17 protein-coding genes are annotated in these 17,054 nt (G+C 73.6%); 6 read left to right on the top strand and 11 right to left on the bottom strand.

Features of this window, described 5'->3' with window-relative positions; genetic code table 11:
• The first annotated feature begins 1 nt into the window (after position 1).
• The gene (locus tag ACIPLC_RS08870) at positions 2 to 799 is read left to right on the top strand and encodes a thiazole synthase (protein WP_063347257.1); all 798 of its coding nucleotides are present in this window, start codon (positions 2 to 4) and stop codon (positions 797 to 799) included.
• A 120-nt stretch (positions 800 to 919) separates the two neighbouring features.
• Complete coding sequence (pknB, locus tag ACIPLC_RS08865) at positions 920 to 2,698, top strand: Stk1 family PASTA domain-containing Ser/Thr kinase (protein ID WP_400472464.1); 1,779 nt, start codon at positions 920 to 922, stop codon at positions 2,696 to 2,698.
• A gap of 39 nt (positions 2,699 to 2,737) precedes the next feature.
• Here the strand turns inward: pknB and ACIPLC_RS08860 are convergent, their stop codons facing one another.
• Positions 2,738 to 3,367: a sulfite oxidase-like oxidoreductase gene (locus tag ACIPLC_RS08860; RefSeq protein WP_400472254.1), complete on the bottom strand. Its 630-nt coding sequence runs from the start codon at positions 3,365 to 3,367 to the stop codon at positions 2,738 to 2,740.
• A gap of 221 nt (positions 3,368 to 3,588) precedes the next feature.
• Between ACIPLC_RS08860 and bfr the strand changes: the two genes are divergently transcribed.
• Complete coding sequence (gene bfr, locus ACIPLC_RS08855) at positions 3,589 to 4,068, top strand: bacterioferritin (protein ID WP_188300920.1); 480 nt, start codon at positions 3,589 to 3,591, stop codon at positions 4,066 to 4,068.
• Between the two features lie 22 nt (positions 4,069 to 4,090).
• Here the strand turns inward: bfr and ACIPLC_RS08850 are convergent, their stop codons facing one another.
• Positions 4,091 to 4,372, bottom strand: a complete 282-nt coding sequence (locus ACIPLC_RS08850) for a bacterioferritin-associated ferredoxin (protein WP_400472253.1) — start codon at positions 4,370 to 4,372, stop codon at positions 4,091 to 4,093.
• 206 nt (positions 4,373 to 4,578) lie between these two features.
• On the bottom strand, positions 4,579 to 5,988 hold the full coding sequence (locus tag ACIPLC_RS08845) for a class II 3-deoxy-7-phosphoheptulonate synthase (RefSeq protein ID WP_400472252.1): 1,410 nt from the start codon (positions 5,986 to 5,988) through the stop codon (positions 4,579 to 4,581).
• A gap of 241 nt (positions 5,989 to 6,229) precedes the next feature.
• Between ACIPLC_RS08845 and ACIPLC_RS08840 the strand changes: the two genes are divergently transcribed.
• Complete coding sequence (locus tag ACIPLC_RS08840; protein ID WP_400472251.1) at positions 6,230 to 8,164, top strand: anthranilate synthase family protein; 1,935 nt, start codon at positions 6,230 to 6,232, stop codon at positions 8,162 to 8,164.
• Positions 8,165 to 8,239: 75 nt separating this feature from the next.
• Here the strand turns inward: ACIPLC_RS08840 and ACIPLC_RS08835 are convergent, their stop codons facing one another.
• The 3 genes from ACIPLC_RS08835 to ACIPLC_RS08825 are packed head-to-tail and all read right to left on the bottom strand — an operon-like array spanning position 8,240 to position 10,990.
• Positions 8,240 to 8,920 carry a response regulator gene (locus tag ACIPLC_RS08835; protein WP_400472250.1) on the bottom strand — a complete coding sequence of 227 codons (681 nt, stop codon included), beginning with the start codon at positions 8,918 to 8,920 and terminating at the stop codon, positions 8,240 to 8,242.
• Positions 8,898 to 10,160, bottom strand: a complete 1,263-nt coding sequence (gene macS, locus ACIPLC_RS08830; protein WP_400472249.1) for a MacS family sensor histidine kinase — start codon at positions 10,158 to 10,160, stop codon at positions 8,898 to 8,900. Before macS ends, ACIPLC_RS08835 begins: the two co-directional genes overlap by 23 nt.
• Positions 10,161 to 10,195: 35 nt before the next feature.
• Positions 10,196 to 10,990, bottom strand: a complete 795-nt coding sequence (locus ACIPLC_RS08825) for a lysophospholipid acyltransferase family protein (RefSeq protein ID WP_400472463.1) — start codon at positions 10,988 to 10,990, stop codon at positions 10,196 to 10,198.
• Positions 10,991 to 11,228: 238 nt separating this feature from the next.
• Here ACIPLC_RS08825 and ACIPLC_RS08820 point away from each other — a divergent pair, with 238 nt between their 5' ends.
• A complete protein-coding gene (locus tag ACIPLC_RS08820; protein ID WP_400472248.1) occupies positions 11,229 to 12,023 on the top strand; it encodes an alpha/beta hydrolase in 795 nt (264 codons plus the stop codon).
• Positions 12,016 to 12,801, top strand: a complete 786-nt coding sequence (locus ACIPLC_RS08815; protein ID WP_400472247.1) for a hypothetical protein — start codon at positions 12,016 to 12,018, stop codon at positions 12,799 to 12,801. Before ACIPLC_RS08820 ends, ACIPLC_RS08815 begins: the two co-directional genes overlap by 8 nt.
• A 17-nt stretch (positions 12,802 to 12,818) precedes the next feature.
• Here ACIPLC_RS08815 and ACIPLC_RS08810 read toward each other — a convergent pair whose 3' ends face one another.
• From ACIPLC_RS08810 to ACIPLC_RS08790, 5 genes are all read right to left on the bottom strand, one after another.
• Positions 12,819 to 13,577, bottom strand: coding sequence for an endonuclease/exonuclease/phosphatase family protein (locus ACIPLC_RS08810; RefSeq protein WP_400472246.1), 759 nt, complete (start codon positions 13,575 to 13,577; stop codon positions 12,819 to 12,821).
• A 146-nt stretch (positions 13,578 to 13,723) separates the two neighbouring features.
• The gene (locus ACIPLC_RS08805) at positions 13,724 to 14,668 is read right to left on the bottom strand and encodes an ROK family glucokinase (protein ID WP_400472245.1); all 945 of its coding nucleotides are present in this window, start codon (positions 14,666 to 14,668) and stop codon (positions 13,724 to 13,726) included.
• 193 nt (positions 14,669 to 14,861) lie between these two features.
• Positions 14,862 to 15,239 carry a DUF5304 family protein gene (locus tag ACIPLC_RS08800; RefSeq protein ID WP_400472244.1) on the bottom strand — a complete coding sequence of 126 codons (378 nt, stop codon included), beginning with the start codon at positions 15,237 to 15,239 and terminating at the stop codon, positions 14,862 to 14,864.
• 94 nt (positions 15,240 to 15,333) lie between these two features.
• Positions 15,334 to 16,506: an ArsA family ATPase gene (locus tag ACIPLC_RS08795; RefSeq protein ID WP_400472243.1), complete on the bottom strand. Its 1,173-nt coding sequence runs from the start codon at positions 16,504 to 16,506 to the stop codon at positions 15,334 to 15,336.
• Positions 16,507 to 16,532: 26 nt separating this feature from the next.
• Positions 16,533 to 16,994 carry an SRPBCC family protein gene (locus ACIPLC_RS08790; RefSeq protein WP_400472242.1) on the bottom strand — a complete coding sequence of 154 codons (462 nt, stop codon included), beginning with the start codon at positions 16,992 to 16,994 and terminating at the stop codon, positions 16,533 to 16,535.
• Between the last annotated feature and the right edge of the window lie 60 nt (positions 16,995 to 17,054).

The following is a 17,054-nucleotide window of genomic DNA, read 5'->3' as shown; positions in this document are numbered from 1 at the left end:
CATGGCTGACGACCTGCTGACCATCGCCGGGGCGTCCTTCGGCTCCCGGCTGATCATGGGCACCGGCGGCGCACCCAGTCTGGAGATCCTGGAACGGGCGCTGCTGGCCTCCGGCACCGAGCTGACCACCGTGGCGATGCGCCGGGTCGACGCCGGCACCCAGGGCTCCGTCCTGGACGTGCTGACCCGCAACGGCATCCGGGTGCTGCCCAACACGGCGGGCTGCTTCACCGCCGGGGAGGCCGTGCTGACCGCCCGGCTGGCCCGCGAGGCGCTCGGCACCGACTGGGTGAAGCTGGAGGTGATCGCCGACGAGCGGACCCTCCTGCCGGACCCGATCGAACTGCTGGACGCCGCCGAGACCCTGGTCGACGACGGCTTCACGGTGCTGCCGTACACCAACGACGACCCGGTGCTGGCCCGCAAGCTGGAGGACGTCGGCTGCGCGGCGATCATGCCGCTGGGCTCGCCGATCGGCTCCGGTCTGGGCATCCGCAACCCGCACAACTTCCAGCTGATCGTGGAGGGCGCGGGCGTCCCGGTGATCCTGGACGCGGGCGCCGGCACCGCCTCGGACGTCGCGCTGGCGATGGAACTGGGCTGCGCGGCGGTGATGCTCGCCTCCGCGGTGACCAGGGCGCAGGACCCGGTGCTGATGGCCGAGGCGATGCGGCACGCCGCCGAGGCGGGCCGGTTCGCCCACCGGGCCGGCCGCATCCCGCGCCGGTTCCACGCCGAGGCCTCCTCGGCGATGGCCGGCCGGGCGGAGCTGGACACCCGCGAGCACCCGGCGTTCTGACGCCGGGACGCCCGGGCACCCGCCCGCGTGTGCCGTGTCACAAACCGGGCACAGCCGGGCCCGGAGGCGATGTCCTCCGGGCCCGGCCGATGCCTGCGGCACTAGACTCCCCGGGTGGACATGGCATTGCACGACCCGCTGATCGGTACCCTGCTCGACGGCCGGTACCGGGTCGAGCAGCGCATCGCGACCGGCGGGATGTCCACCGTCTACAAGGGCACCGACACCCGGCTGGACCGGGTCGTCGCCCTCAAGGTGATGCACCCCGCGCTGGCCGGGGACGACGGTTTCACCGCCCGGTTCATCCGCGAGGCCAAGGCGGTCGCCCGGCTCACCCACCCGAACGTGGTGAACGTCTTCGACCAGGGCGCGGACGGCGGAAACGTCTTCCTCGCCATGGAGTACGTGCCCGGCCGCACCCTGCGGGACCTGCTGCGCGACCGCGGCGCACTGTCGGTGCGGGCGGCGCTGGACGTGCTGGAGCCGGTGCTCGCCGCCCTCGGCGCCGCCCACCGGGCCGGGCTGGTGCACCGGGACGTCAAGCCGGAGAACGTGCTGATCACCGAGGGCGGGCTGGTCAAGGTCGCCGACTTCGGCCTGGTCCGGGTCCTCGGCACCGCCGACGGCGCACCCACCTCGACCAGCACCGCGACCGGCGGCACCGTCCTCGGCACCGTCTCCTACCTGGCCCCCGAGCAGATCCTCCCGGACGCCCCCACCGACCAGCGGGTCGACGTCTACGCGGCCGGCATCCTGCTCTACGAGATGCTCACCGGCCGCCGCCCGCACACCGGCGACAACCCCGTCCAGGTGATGTACAAGCACCTGCACGAGGACGTCCCCGCCCCCTCGCTGATCGCCCCGGCCGTCGGCCCCGCGCTGGACGCCATAGTGGCCGGCGCCTGCGCCCGGACGGCCGAGGCCCGCCCGTACGACGCGGTCGAACTGCTCGCCGCCCTCCAGCGGCTCCGCCGCACGCTCACCCCGGCCGAGCTGGACGCCGAGCCGCCGGCCTCCACCCGGCCCAGCCCGCGCTACCCGACCAGCGAGCCGACCTCGGTGATCCAGCCGCCGCCGGGGCCCGTCGACGCCGCGGCGCCGGAGCCCACCAGCGTGCTGGACGTGCCGGCGGAGCTGATGGACCAGCTGCTGGTCGAGCCGCGCCCGTACGACGAGCCGACCCCGGTGCGCGGGCGCCGGCCCGGCCTGCTGCACCGGCTCCCCCGCAAGCCGCTGATCTGGGTCGCCGCGCTGACCGCCCTGGTGCTGGCGGTCGGCGGCGCGACGTACGGGTTGTCCGAGGGGCTGTACGGGCCGGTGCCCGGTGTGCTCGGCAAGGACCGGGCCGAGGCGCAGCGGATCCTGGACAAGGAGGGCATGCACGGCCGGTTCGTCGAGGCGTTCAGCGAGAGCGCCCCGGCCGGGCAGGTGATCGCCACCGACCCCGGGGTGGGCGCGCGGACCCGCAAGAGCGACACCGTGACGGTCACCGTCTCCAAGGGCCCCAAGCGGATCGCGGTGCCGGGCCTGACCGGGAAGACCGCCGACCAGGCCGCCGACGCACTGACCGCCGCCCAGCTGACCAAGGGCGGTGTGACCGAGACGTACAGCGACACCGTGCCGGAGGGCGTGGTGATCAGCAGTTCGCCGGCGACCGGGCAGCTGCTCCAGGAGAACACCGCGGTCGCGCTGGTGGTCAGCAAGGGCATGGTGCCGGTCCCGGACGTCACCGGGATGAGCAAGGACGACGCGGCGAAGGCGCTCCAGGCGGCCGGTTTCGCGATGCAGACCAGCGGGGTCAACCTGTTCGGCACCGGCAAGGTGTCCGGCCAGTCCCCGGCGGCCGGCGAGCGGCACCCGCAGCACACCGTGGTGACGGTCAACTTCCCCTTCTTCTAAGGACGTTCTCCGGGCGCTCTGCCGAAGAGCCCGCAGTCCTCAGCGGAGCGGGCCGTCGCCCGGCTCCTCCTGGTGGGAGTAGCGCTGCTCGCGCCACGGGTCGGCGAGGTTGTGGTAGCCGCGTTCCTCCCAGAAGCCCCGGCGGTCGGCCCGCATGTACTCCACCGCGCGGACCCACTTGGGGCCCTTCCAGGCGTACAGCCCGGGGACGATCAGCCGGACCGGGAAGCCGTGCTCGGCGGTCAGCGGCTCGCCGTTGCGGTGGGTGGCGAAGATCGTCCGCGGGTCGGCGAAGTCGGCCAGCCGCAGGTTGGCGCTGTAGCCGTACTCGGCCCAGACCATGACGTGGGTGACGCCGGGCGCGGGGGGCTCCAGGTCGAGGAGGGCGGCGGCCGGCACGCCCGTCCACTCGTTGCCGAGCAGCGTGAACTTGGTGACGCAGTGCAGGTCGGCGACGACGGTGGTGCGCGGCAGGGCGTGGAAGGCCTCGAAGTCCCAGCTGCGCTTCTCCGCCGAGGCGGTGGCGCCGAACACCTGGAGGTCCCAGGTCAGCGGCTTGAAGCGGGGTACGGGCCCGTAGTGCAGGGCGGGCCAGCCGCGCTGCAGGCGCTGCCCCGGGGGGAGCCTCGGGTCAGACGGCGGAAGTGGTTCTTGTTCGGACTGACCCATGACTCCATGGTGACAGACGGCGGCCGACGCCCCGCGCGCGCCCCTTGGCGCGGTCGTGCGCCCCACCCCCACGAGTCGATGGTCGGACCAATTTCGGCTCAAATCGGATATTCCGACACATGTCCTAGTGAGTGTGAACTTACTGGAATTTCCTCCCATTTCGATGCCAGGATGCGCAGCGCAGGAGTCACAGCAGGCCGTAGCGCAGGGAGGCACCAGCCATGCAGGGCGATCCAGAGGTCATCGAGTTCCTCAACGAGCAGCTCACCGCGGAGCTCACCGCGATCAACCAGTACTTCCTGCACGCCAAGATGCAGGAGAACTTCGGCTGGACGAAGCTCGCCAAGTACACCCGGCACGAGTCCTTCGACGAGATGAAGCACGCCGAGACCCTCACCGACCGGATCCTGTTCCTGGACGGGCTGCCGAACTACCAGCGGCTGTTCCACGTCCGGATCGGCCAGACGGTCAAGGAGATGTTCGAGGCGGACCGCCAGGTCGAGGTCGAGGCGATCGACCGGCTGAAGCGCGGGATCGTGGTGATGCGGGCCAAGAACGACGTCACCTCGGCGAACATCTTCGAGGACATCCTGGCCGACGAGGAGCACCACATCGACTACCTCGACACCCAGCTGGAGCTCCTGGAGAAGCTCGGCGAGGCACTCTACCTCGCCCAGGTGATCGAGCAGCCGGAGTCCTGAGCGCTCAGGGACTCCCGAGCCCTCAGGCCGCGCGCAGCGGGGCGACCGTGGCCGGGGCCACGGGAGCTGCGGCGGGCGCGGCCTGGGCCTCCGGATCGGCCAGGCCCAGCTTCGCCGCGAGGCGGGCGGTCGGGCAGGGCCGGGCGCCGTGCTCGCCGAGCAGCGCCTGGATCCGGCGGACGCAGGACCCGCAGTCGGTGCCGGCCTTGCAGCCCCGGGCGATCTGGCGCGGGGTGTCGGCACCGGCGTCGATCGCCTTCTTCACCTGGTCCTCGGTGACCGCATGGCACATGCACACGTACATCGCGGTCTCTCCCGGGTGGTGCGGCGCCGACTGGCGGAACGATCTTGACTAAGGGTTGCCTTAGTTCACTAAGCCTCACCTTACCCGGCGATCCGGGTACGAGAAAGCCCCTCCGGGCTCGGGGACCCCGAATCCGGAGGGGCTTTCGTCACATCCGCTCAGCGGCGACTCGCTCTACGGCGAATCTGCGGCGAATCAACGGCGAATCACTGGCCGCGGTACATCTCCGCCACCAGGAACGCCAGGTCCAGCGACTGGCTGCGGTTGAGCCGCGGGTCGCAGGCCGTCTCGTAGCGCTGGTGCAGGTCGTCGACCATCACCTCGTCGCCGCCGCCGACGCACTCGGTCACGTCGTCGCCGGTCAGCTCCACGTGGATGCCGCCCGGGTGGGTGCCGAGCGCGCGGTGCACCTCGAAGAAGCCCTTGACCTCGTCGAGCACGTCGTCGAAGCGGCGGGTCTTGTGGCCGCTGGAGGCCTCGAAGGTGTTGCCGTGCATCGGGTCGCAGATCCACACCGGCTGGGCGCCGGACGCGGTGACCTTCTCCACCAGGGTGGGCAGGTGCTCGCGGACCTTGCCCGCGCCCATCCGGGTGATGAAGGTGAGGCGGCCCGGCTCGCGCTCCGGGTCCAGCTTCTCGATCAGGGTCAGCGCCTCGTCCACCGAGGTGGTCGGGCCGAGCTTGACGCCGATCGGGTTGCGGACCTTCGAGGCGAACTCGATGTGCGCGTGGTCCAGCTGGCGGGTGCGCTCACCGATCCACACCATGTGGCCGGAGACGTCGTACAGCTCACCGGTGCGCGAGTCCACGCGGGTCAGCGCGGTCTCGTAGTCGAGGATCAGCGCCTCGTGCGAGGAGAAGAACTCGACGGTCTTGAACTCCTCCGGCGCCACGCCGCAGGCGTTCATGAACGCCAGGGCGTTGTCGATCTCCCGGGCGAGCTGCTCGTAGCGCTGGCCGGCCGGCGAGTTGCGCACGAAGTCCTGGTTCCAGGCGTGCACCTGGCGCAGGTCCGCGTAGCCACCGGTGGTGAACGCGCGCACCAGGTTCAGCGTCGCGGCGGACGCGTTGTACATCCGCTTGAGGCGCTCCGGGTCCGGGATGCGGGACTCGGGGGTGAAGTCGAAGCCGTTCACCGAGTCGCCGCGGTAGACCGGCAGGGTCACGCCGTCGCGGGTCTCGGTCGACTTGGAGCGCGGCTTGGAGTACTGGCCGGCGATCCGGCCCACCTTCACGACCGGCACCGAGGCCGCGTACGTCAGCACGGCGGCCATCTGCAGCAGGGTCTTCAGCTTGTTGCGGATGTGCTCCGCCGAGACGCCGTCGAAGGCCTCGGCACAGTCACCGCCCTGCAGCAGGAACGCCTCCCCGCGCGCCACGGCGCCGAGCCGGGCGCGCAGCTGGTCGCACTCGCCGGCGAACACGAGCGGCGGATAGGAGGCGAGCTCGGCAAGGGTCTTGCGCAGAGCCTCTTGGTCCGGCCATTCAGGCTGCTGCGCCGCGGGCAGGGACTGCCAGGAGTGGCCAGTCCTCGATGTCTCAGTCGTCACGGTCACACCACCAAGGCTACGGGGTGACTCGAGCGATTCGTGACCATTGCCCGAGGGGTGAGACATAACTCGGACAATCACGTGACCGGGCTCACCCTCCCCGCACGATCCGCTACGCTCGAACCATGCACGCGCCCCACACCCACTCCTGGTGGTGGGCCTCCCCCAAGGGTGGCCCACCGATCGCGCGTTCCTAGACGAACACGACGGCCGCCCCTCGGGGCGGCCGTCGGCGTATGCGCAGACGGCCCTCCGGGAGCGGATCCCAGCACCGCACCTCGCCAGCCTCCCGGAAGGAAGCCGCTCCGTGACCGCCACCGCCGACCTGCTCGCCCGCCTCACCGCTCCCGACGCGCCCGCGTTCGCCCTGCTGCACCGCCGCACCCCCCGGCTCGCCCCGGACACCGTCGAGGTGCTGGTGGGCACCGTCGACAGCTACCGGAACCTCGCCGACCTGCCGGTCCGCACCGGCGTCCCGGTCGACGGCCCGGTGCACGACCTGCTCGCGCTCGTCCCGTACCGGCAGATCCGCGAGCGCGGCTTCGAGGCGCACGACGACGGGACCCCGTTGCAGGCCCTCGCGGTGGCCGAACAGCACACCCTGCCGCTGGCCGAAGTCACCGCCGCCCTGCCGCAGTCACCGGTCTCGCTCACCGGCGGCTCGTTCGACATCGACGACGAGGCGTACGCCGCGATCGTCCGCCGGGTGATCGAGGACGAGATCGGCAACGGCGAGGGCGCCAACTTCGTGATCCGGCGCGACTTCACCGCCACCCTGGAGGACTTCTCGTCCGCGCTCGCGCTCACCCTGTTCCGGCGGCTGCTGGAGCAGGAGCGCGGCGCCTACTGGACCTTCCTGGTGCACACCGGAGAACGCGTCCTGGTCGGCGCCTCCCCCGAGGTGCACGTCCGGCAGAGCGGCGGCACCGTCGTGATGAACCCGATCTCCGGCACCTACCGCTATCCGGCCGGCGGCTCGGACATCGACTCGCTGCTCCGGTTCCTCCACGACCCCAAGGAGCTGGAGGAGCTGACGATGGTGGTCGACGAAGAGCTCAAGATGATGTGCACGGTCGGCGACCTCGGCGGCCAGGTGCTCGGGCCCCGGCTCAAGGAGATGTCCCACCTCGCCCACACCGAGTACGAGCTGCGCGGACGCACCTCGCTGGACGTCCGCGAGGTGCTCCGCGAGACGATGTTCGCCGCCACCGTCACCGGCAGCCCGGTGCAGAACGCCACCCGGGTCATCAAGCGGTACGAGCCCGGCGGGCGCGGCTACTACTCCGGCGCGCTCGCCCTGATCGGCCGCTCCGCCAGCGGCGGGCAGCTGCTGGACTCGCCGATCTGCATCCGCACCGCCGACATCGACCCGGCCACCGGCCGCCTGGTCGTCCGGGTCGGCGCCACGCTGGTCCGCCACTCCGTCCCCGAGTCCGAGGTCGCCGAGACCCACGCCAAGGCCGCCGGGGTGCTCACCGCGATCGGCGCCCGGCCCGCGCCCGCCCGGCTGCCCGGCCCCACCGGACCCCGGCTGGCCGACGACCACCGCGTCCAGACCGCCCTGGACGCCCGGCGCGCCGACCTCGCCCCGTTCTGGCTGCGGATGCAGACGCCGACCCGGGTCACCGAGCCCGAGCCGACCCTGGTGGTCGACGGCGAGGACACCTTCACCTCGATGCTCGCCCACCTGCTCACCTCCATCGGCCACCAGGTCAGCGTCGTCCGCCACGACGCCCCCGGGCTGCCCGCCCTGCTGGCGGCGCACCGCGGGCCGCTGGTGCTCGGCCCCGGGCCCGGTGACCCGGCGCTCGCCGACGACCCCAAGATGGCCCTGCTGCGGCCGGTCGTCGCGGAGGCCCTGGCCGCGGTCCGCTCCGGGGCCCGCACCGCGCCGCTGCTCGCGGTCTGCCTCAGCCACCAGCTGCTCTGCGCCGAACTCGGGCTGGCGCTGGGCCGCAAGGCCGTCCCGTACCAGGGGGCGCAGGAGACCGTCGACCTGTTCGGCACCAAGCACACGGTCGGCTTCTACAACACGTTCACCGCGCGCTGCTCGGACGCCGACGCGGCCCGGCTCGCCGCGCAGGGCGTCGAGGTCGCCCGGGACGCCGTCACCGGGGACGTCCACGCCGTGCGCGGGCCCGGCTTCGCCGGCCTCCAGTTCCACCCCGAGTCGGTGCTGACCCGCGACGGCGTGGACATCGTGGCGGGCCTGCTGCGCGAGGCGACGGCCGTCCACGGCTGAGGAGCCGACGGGGGCCGGTCCGGGACCGGCCCCCGCACGCGGGATCGCCGGGGCCGTCACATCCCGCCGAAACCGTCAGATCCCGTCGTCCAGCCCCTGCTCGATCGCGTACCGCACCAGCTCCACCCGGTTGTGCAGCTGCAGCTTGCCGAGCGTGTTCTGCACGTGGTTCTGCACCGTCCGGTGCGACAGCACCAGCCGGTCGGCGATCTGCCGGTACGACAGGCCCTTGGCCACCAGGCGCAGGACCTCGGTCTCCCGGGCGGTCAGTTGCGGGACGGCCGGCGCGGAGGCCGGGGCCGGTTCGGCGGCCAGTCGGCGGAACTCGCCCAGCACCAGGCCGGCCAGGCCCGGGGTGAACACGGCGTCGCCCACGGCCGTGCGCCGCACCGCGTCCAGCAGTTCCTCCCGCCCGGCCGACTTGACCAGGTACCCGGTCGCGCCGGACTTCACCGCCTCCAGCACGTCCTGGTGCTCGCCGCTGGCCGAGAGCACCAGGACCCGCACCGCCGGGTCCTGCGCGACCACCTGGCGGCACACCTCGGCACCGGGCAGGCCGGGCAGGTTGAGGTCCAGCACGACGACCTGCGGCGAGCAGGCGCGGGCCCGGCGGACGGCCTCCTCGCCGTCGCCCGCGGTGGCCACCACGTCCAGCCCGGCCTCGGCGAGGTCCCGCGAGACGGCGTCGCGCCACATCGGGTGGTCGTCCACGACCATCACCCGTACCGGCCGGTCAGTCGTCGGCTGATCGGTCATCAGAGCCCTTCCTCGGGACGCGGAGTTCGACCTCGACGCCCTCCCCGGGCGCCGAGTACAGCTCGGCCGTGCCGCCGAGGTCCAGCAGCCGGCCGCGGATGGACTGGGAGACACCCAGCCGCCCGGCCCGCTCCGCCTCGCCGAGGCGGCCGGGGGCGAAGCCGGGGCCGTCGTCGCGGATGCTGACCGTGACGCTCCCCGGCTCGTCCTCCACCAGGATCCAGGCCCGGGCCCGCTCCCCGGCGTGCCGGCGGACGTTGTCGACGGCGGCGCCGACCGCCGCGGCCAGTTCGCCGGCCGCCCCGGCGGGCAGCAGCACCGGACCGCCGGGGGCGGACAGGGTGATCCGCTCGTCGGCGTACGGGCGCAGCAGCGCGGTGAGGTCCTGCGGTTCCCCGGCCGCCCCGCGCTCCGGCGGGCGCTGCCCCGGGATCGGGCCGCCGGTCATCAGCGCCCGCAGGGCGCGCTCCTGCTCGCCGGCCAGTCGGCCGAGTTCGGCGAAGTCGGCGTCGCCGCCCGGGCGTCCACCGGCCGGACCGGCCGCGCCCTCGGTCGGCCGCGCGGCGAGTTCGGCGCCGTGGCGCTGGACGAGGGCGAGCACCTGGAGCACACCGTCGTGGATGTCCCGGGAGAGCCGCTCGCGCTCCCGGGTGGCCGCCTCGACCTGGAGCGCCCGGGTGAGGGTGGCCTCGCTGGCGCGGGCCAGTTCGATGACGTAGCCGATGGCGCAGCCGGCCACCATCAGCAGCATGATGTTGTGGACGTTGTCGCCGGTCAGGCCGCCGTGGCCGAGGATGTTGGCGACGCCGATCACCGTGCCCGCGGCGGCCGCCCAGCGCCAGCCGCCCTTGCCGGCGAAGCCGAGCACCGTGCCGGCGGCCCAGATGGTCGGCAGCGTGGGCGCGCCGTGGCTGATCCGCACCGGATCGTCGGTCAGACCGCTCATCACGATGCCGGTGACGGCGAGAGTGAGGTCGGTGCCGAGCACGGACCAGGTGCAGCGCTGCGGGCCGGCGAAGGCCCGGGTGCTGGCGAGCGTCCAGAGGGTGAGCGTGCCGAGGAAGATCCAGCCGGCGACGGGGTGCAGGAAGTCCAGGTACGAGTTGAGGTACCGCAGCAGGGCGTAGCAGAGGGCCAGCACCCGGAAGTAGGAGATGGCCTTCCACAGCGGCAGTTCGACGGACATGCCCCCGGCCGCGACCGCGCCGCCGACCGCCCCGGTTCTCTCGCCGTCCGTCATCCTTCCGCCCCTCCCCTGGGCCGAGCCCGTGGCCGTCAGGCCGACCCGGTCTCCTTCTGCTCCTGTCCGGACTGCTCGGACTGCTCGGCCTTCTCGGCCTCCGCCTCCGCCTTCTCCGCCTTGGCGGCGGCCTTGCGCTCGGCGTCGGCCTTCTTCTTGTCGTCGGCGATCTGCCGCTTGGCGGCGGTCGCGTAGATGTCCACGTACTCCTGGCCGGAGAGCCGCATGATCTCGTACATCACCTCGTCCGTCACCGAACGGAGGATGAAGCGGTCGTTCTCCATGCCGTGGTAACGGGAGAAGTCCAGCGGGCGGCCGATCCGGATGCCGGGGCGGATGCCGAAGTTGGGGATCACCTGGCCGGGCGGCTGGACCTTCTCGGTGTCGATCATGGCGACCGGGATGACCGGCGCGCCGGTGGCCAGCGCGACGCGGGCCAGGCCGCCGACCTTGCCGCGGTACAGCTTGCCGTCGGGCGAGCGGGTGCCCTCGGGGTAGACGCCGAACAGCTCGCCGCCGTCCAGCACCGCGATGGCACTGCGGATCGCGGCCTCGCCCGCGCCGCGCACGCCCGAACGGTCCACCGGCAGCTGGCCGACGCCCTTGAAGAACGCGGCGGTCAGCCGGCCCTTGATGCCCGGGGTGTTGAAGTACTCGGCCTTCGCGATGAAGGTCACCCGGCGCTTGATCAGCGCGGGGAAGAAGAAGGAGTCCGAGAAGGACAGGTGGTTGCTCGCGATGATGGCCGCGCCCTCGGTGGGGATGTTCTCCTCACCCTCGATCCACGGCCGGAAGAAGATCCGAAGCAGTGGCGCGACGATCATCTTCATCAGTCGGTAGAACAACCCGGGCCTCCTGTTATGCGGACCGGTCGATCCTAATGCCCCGTGGGCGCCACCCGCGCCCCGCCCCGCCCCGGCGGGGCGCCGCCGGACTGCCGCAGGCACTCGCGCGGGGCCCGCCGTGAGGGGTGTACGTCCCGGGCGGGACCGTGGGACGATGCGGATTCCCGCAGCCTCCCCTCCAGCGTCCCTCCCCCAGCGCCACCCGCCCGCGAAGGAGTCCGCCATGCCGTTGCTGCCCGGTGCCGAACCGTACCGCCACCGCGGCGGACCGGTGGGGGTGCTGCTGTGCCACGGCTTCACCGGGTCGCCGCAGTCGCTGCGGCCCTGGGCGGAGGAACTGGCGGCGGCCGGGTTCAGCGTGTCGCTGCCGCTGCTGCCCGGGCACGGCACCCGGTGGCAGGACATGCAGGTCACCCGCTGGGAGGACTGGTACGCCGAGGTCGAGCACGAACTGCTGACGCTCTCCGCCGAGTGCGAGCAGGTCTTCGTCTGCGCGCTGTCGATGGGCGGCACGCTGGCGCTGCGGCTGGCCGCGCTGCACGGTCCGGCGGTGTCCGGGCTGGTGCTGGTCAACCCGTCGGTGCGCTCGGACAACCCCGCGAGTGTGCTGCTGCCGGTGCTGCGGCACCTCGTCCCGAGCGTGCCCGGGATCGCCGACGACATCGCCAAGCCCGGCGTGGTCGAGCTGGGCTACGACCGGACGCCGTTGCACGCCGCCTGGTCGCTGAGCCGGCTGTGGCGGGACGTCCAGCGGCGGCTGCCGCAGGTGACCCAGCCGGTGCTGCTCTTCCGCAGTCCGCAGGACCACGTCGTCTCGCCGGCCAACTCGGAACTGGTGCTGGCCCGGATATCCTCGACCGACGTGACGGAGCGGCTGTGCCAGCGCAGCTTCCACGTCGCGACGCTGGACCACGACGCGGCGGAAATATTCGCGGCCAGCCAGGACTTCATCCGACGGCTGGCCCCCGCGCACGCGGTGGGCGTCACCGGGGTCGAATCCGACGATCACCATGGCTGAAGGGCCGGAAGTGCACGAGAGCAGCACGGCGGGCGGCGGGGACGAGGCACCCCGCGAGGACGGCGCGACGAAGGACGGCACGGCGAAGGACGGCACCGCGCAGAGCGGCGCGCCGGCGGACCGTACGGGGGCGGACGGCGCCACCGCCCCGGCCGCCGAACCGCCGGCCGCCGACCGGCGCCCGGCCGAGCCGGACGCCACCGCACCCGCACCCGCACCCGCACCCGCGGAGCCCCGCACCCGGCGCGCCCCCGAGCGCAGCCAGGCCGAGCAGGACGAGATCTTCGCCGCCCTGGTCGCCCAGTTCGACGATCCCGTGGACCTCACCAACCCCAACTGGCCGGAGGTCGAGAACCTCCGGGCCCAGAGCGAGCTGAAGGGCGGCTTCAAGGACGGCCCCGGCCCCCGGACCGACCCGGACGACCTCACCGACCTCACCCCGCAGCCCCGCCCCCGCTCCGGCCGGCCGGTGCTGCCGGCGGCGAGCTCGGGCCCGCGCGACTTCGAGCTGGCCGAGGAGACCGACGAGGGCCACTACGTCCCGCCGGAGCCCCCGCCGCTGCCGACCCCCGACGTCACCGCGAAGTTCGCCTGGCTCGCGGTGCTCGGCGGCCCCGCCCTGCTGCTGTTCGACGCGGTGGTGTGGCGGGAGATCGCCGGCTGGCCGGCCTGGGTCGGGATCACCGCCTTCCTCGGCGGCTTCGTCACCCTGGTCACCCGGATGAAGGACCGCGACGAGGACGAGCCCGAGGACCCGGACAACGGCGCCGTGGTCTAGGGCGTGTCCGACAAGCCCTAGGGCGTGTCCTGAGCCTGCGGCAGCTCCAGCACCGCGAGCACCGGCAGGTGGTCGGTCGCGGCCCGCAGGTCGGCCTCGGTGACGCCGGGCAGCCCGTGCGGCACGCCGCAGCCGAGGACGGTGATCCCGGGCGTGGCGAACACCGCGTCGATCCGCTGGTAGGGGCGCTCCGGGACGGACGTGAACTCGCCGCCCCAGGGCGCGGTCGGGTACCCGTCCTGCAACCGCGCGGCCAGCGACTGCCAGCCCCTGCCGTCCGGGTGCTCGTTGAAGTCCCCTGCCACGATGCCGTGTTCGGCGATCCCGAGCTGGTCGAGCAGCAGCTCGAACTGGCCGTACCGCTCGTCGGCGTCCAGGCTGAGGTGGCAGCTGGTGAGGGTGAACGGCGCCGCGCCGGGCAGTCGCAGCAGCGCGGTGGCGAAGCCGCGGGCGTGCAGGCCCCGGGTCTTGGGCAGCAGCCGGTCGTGCACGCCCAGCAGTTGCGCCGCGCCGGGCCGGCCGAGCAGCAGCGGCCCGGCGGCGGTCCGGCCGCCGCCGGCCAGGACGACCGTCCCGGTGCTCCGGGCGAGCCGGGCGGCCTGGCCCTCGGGCCGCCAGTAGCGCGGTGACTCCTGGATGCAGACCAGGTCGGGCGCGCAGGCCCGGATCACCCGGGCCAGCGCCCGCCGGTCGTCCCGCAGCGAGCGGATGTTGTAGCTGAGCAGGCGCAGCCGGCGCGGGCCGGGCGGCGGCGGTTCGGCGGGTGCCGTGGTCATGGTCCTGGTCCTCCCCGTACGTCGTGCGTGGTACGTGGGACGACCGTACGGCAGGGCCGGGACGTGCGTCGGCGGCGGCGCGTCCGGGGTTGGTCGGGGTCCGGTCGCGCCGCCGCCGGCGGGCTTGGGGGGGCTGACCCGAGGGGTCAGGTGGTGCGGGCCAGGTCGGCGGCGCCGACGATGCCGGCGGCGGAGCCCATCGAGGCCAGCACGACCTCGGCGCGCGGGCGGTGGACGCCGCCGGTGAGGTAGTGCTCGAAGGCCTTGGCGACCGGGTCGAGCAGCAGGCGGCCGGAGTCGGAGACGCCGCCGCCGAGGACGAAGACGCCCGGGTCGAAGAGCGCGGCGAGGTCGGCCATGCCACGGCCGAGCCAGTCGGCCAGTTCGGCGTAGCACTCCAGGGCGAGCGGGTCGCCCTCCTCGGCGGCCTCGGTGATGTGGATGCCGCGGATGGTCTCGGCGACGCCGTCGTTGAGCTCCAGCATCCGCCGGCCGCGCACCGGGTCGGCGGCGGCCTTCTCCCGGCCGTAGCGGCGCAGCGCCCGCCCGGAGCCGTACTGCTCCCAGCAGCCCTTGCCGCCGCAGCCGCAGGTCAGGCCGTCGGGGACCATGTTGAGGTGGCCGATCTCGCCGGCCACGCCGAACCGGCCGCGGTGCAGTCGGCCGTCGAGGACGATGCCGCCGCCGATGCCGGTGCCGACGGTGATCAGCACCATGTCCTGGTGGTCTGCGGCGGCGCCGAAGCGGAACTCGGCCCAGGCGGCGCAGTTGGCGTCGTTCTCGACGACGGTGTCCAGGCCGGTGAGCTCCTCGATCCGGCCGCGCAGCGGCTCGTTCTCCCAGTCGATGTTGGGCGCGAAGATCACCGTGGAACGGTTGCTGTCCACGAAGCCGGGGGCGCCGACGCCGACGGCGGTGACGTCGGGGTGCTGCTCCTTGAGTTCGCGCACGGCCTGCGCGATGGCGTCGACCGCCCACTGGGGGTCGGCCGGGGTGGGCACCCTGGTCCGGGCCAGGATCGCGCCCGCCTCGTCGACCACGCCTGCCGCGATCTTGGTCCCGCCGACATCGACGCCGATGGTCAGAGCCATGTGTCCCTCAGCTATTCACTCGTTCCCGCTGGGCGGAACGGTACCGCCCAACCCTGCCCCCCGTACACAGCCTCGCATACATTAACCGAAGACAATCATGGACCAACCGGGCCGTGACGCTTCAGAAGTCGTATCTAATCTCCCGCTTCGTCACGCACCAGAGCAACGCGATCACGGTTCGAAGGTTACGGATTCACTGCTTGGCGGAGGGCCCGTCAGGCGTGTCGAGGTCGATCCGCTCGGTGGGGGCGCTCTCGCCGGCCGTCCAGCGGTGCTCGTGGCCGGCCACCGCGGCCCGGTAGGCGGCCAGCAGCTCGGTGCCCGCGGCGGCCAGCCCGGAGCCGGCGGCGGCGAGGTGGCCGTAGACCTCGGGCTGTTGGGTGCGCAGCCGGTCGGCCAGCCCGGAGAGGGTGATCAGGGTGTCGGCGCTCGCCTCCTGCGCCTTCTGGCCGACGGCGGAGGCGAGCTTGCGCACCTCGTCCACCAGCGGGCCCAGCTCCGGCCCGAACGGGTGGGCCTGCGGGCCGCCGGGCTCGGCGGTGGGCTCGGTCCGGTCGTCGGTGCTGGTCATCGCGGGCGCCTCCTCAGCCGTGGCCGCACCCCGCGGCCCTCGGGCCCGACGCTACCGGACGGCCCGCAAGGGCCCGTAAGGCCCCGGAAAGGCTTCAGCCCCGGGGCCAGAGCGCCGGGTCGGGCGCGAACCGCACCGAGAGCGCCCCGTCGTGCAGGCCCGCGCCGGCCACCGTGCAGCGGCGCAGCGCGGACGGCAGGGTGAGCACCCGGCGGTGGGCGCCGAGGCCGACCACCAGTTCGTCGCCGCGCCGGACGAGGTCCAGCTCGGCCCGGTCGGCGCCGGGCAGGGCGACGTGCCAGACCAGCAGGCCCTCCTCGGCGAGGCGGTCCTCGACCGGCCAGGGCTCGGGGGCCAGCCGCTCCGGGCCGGGCCCGTCCCCGTACAGACGGTCGGCGACGGCCTCCAGGGTGGCCTCGGCCAGTCCGGTGGCCAGCACCGGGGCGTCGGTCTCGGCGGCGAGCTCGGCCAGTTCCTCCCGGCGGCGGCGGGCCAGCGCGGCCAGCCACGGGTCCGGCGAGTCGACCGCGCCCTCGGGCAGCACGCCGTGCACCACGACGGCGTCCGGCCGGTGGCCGTGCAGGGCCAGCCCGGCCCGGATCCGGCTCAACTCCTGGTACGGGTGGCCGTCGGCGGGGACGACCAGGCGCACGCTGGTGCCGGGCGCGGCGAGCGCGGCGCGGGACTCGGCGAGCACCGCGGCGGCCTTGGTCCGCCCCTCGTACAGCCACTCGGCGGGCATCGGCACGCCGGCCAGGCCGGCCAGCAGCGGGCGCAGCGCCCGGGCGGCCTGCCGCTGCTCGGGGACGAGCCGGTCCAGGTAGCGCTCCAGCTGCTCGGGCAGGGCGAGGGTGGCGATCAGCTCGGCGGGCGGCGGGGCGAGCACGACCAGGACGTCCTGGTCGGCGGCGGGCAGGGCGCGCAGCAGGGCGATCCGGGCGATGCCGGGGAGGGCGGTGAGCTCCTCGGGGTCGAGCTGCTCGGCGCCGAGCAGGTCGAGGGCGGGCTTGAGCCGGCCGGTGAGTTCGCCGGCGGCGTACCGGAAGGCGGCCTGCTCGTCGATCCGGGAGACGGTCAGGCCGGGTGCGTAGCGGGCCGGTTCGGGCTCCAGGCGGGTGCCGAGGACGCCGTCCAGGGCGCGGTGCGGGTCGTCCGCGGCCAGCAGCCAGGTGCGGTGGCCGCGCCGGGCGGCGTGCAGGGCGGTGGCGGCGGCCACCGTGGGCGCGCCCGCGTCGCCGCTGACCAGGATGGTGCGTGTCGCCGTCATGCCGTCCGGCCCCCCGTTCCGCCGTGTCAGCCCTGGACGGGCTTCTTGCCGTCGGCGTCCTCGACGCGCTTCTTCAGACCGGCCAGGGCGCGGTCGATGATGACCTTCTCGGCCTTGCGCTTGATCATGCCGAGCATCGGGATCTTGACGTCCACGGCGAGCTGGTAGGTCACCTCGGTGCGGCCGCCGGAGAGCGGGGCGAGGGCGTAGGAGCCGTCCAGCGAGCGGAGCATCTGGCTGCGCACGAGGGTCCAGCCGACCTCGCGGTCGCCGTCCCAGGTGTAGGCGAGGACGTGCTCGTCGCGGATGGCGCCGGCGTCGAGCAGCAGGCGGACCTGGGCGGCGCGGCCGTCGTCGCAGGCCTCCAGGACCTCGATCTCCTTGACCTCTCCGGTCCAGGCCGGGTAGGCGGCGAAGTCGGCGATCACGGCCATGACCGTGGCCGGGGTGGCGTCGATGGTGATGCTCGACCTGGTGTGCTCCGCCATGGAATGGCCCTCCGCGTCGTCCCTCTGCCTGCCGGTCCGGTCGAGCGTGCTCGGCCTTGT

It is taken from the genome of Kitasatospora sp. NPDC086801 (genome assembly GCF_044745805.1).
GTDB lineage: Bacteria > Actinomycetota > Actinomycetes > Streptomycetales > Streptomycetaceae > Kitasatospora.
This window is presented reverse-complemented; position numbering and strand designations above follow the sequence as displayed.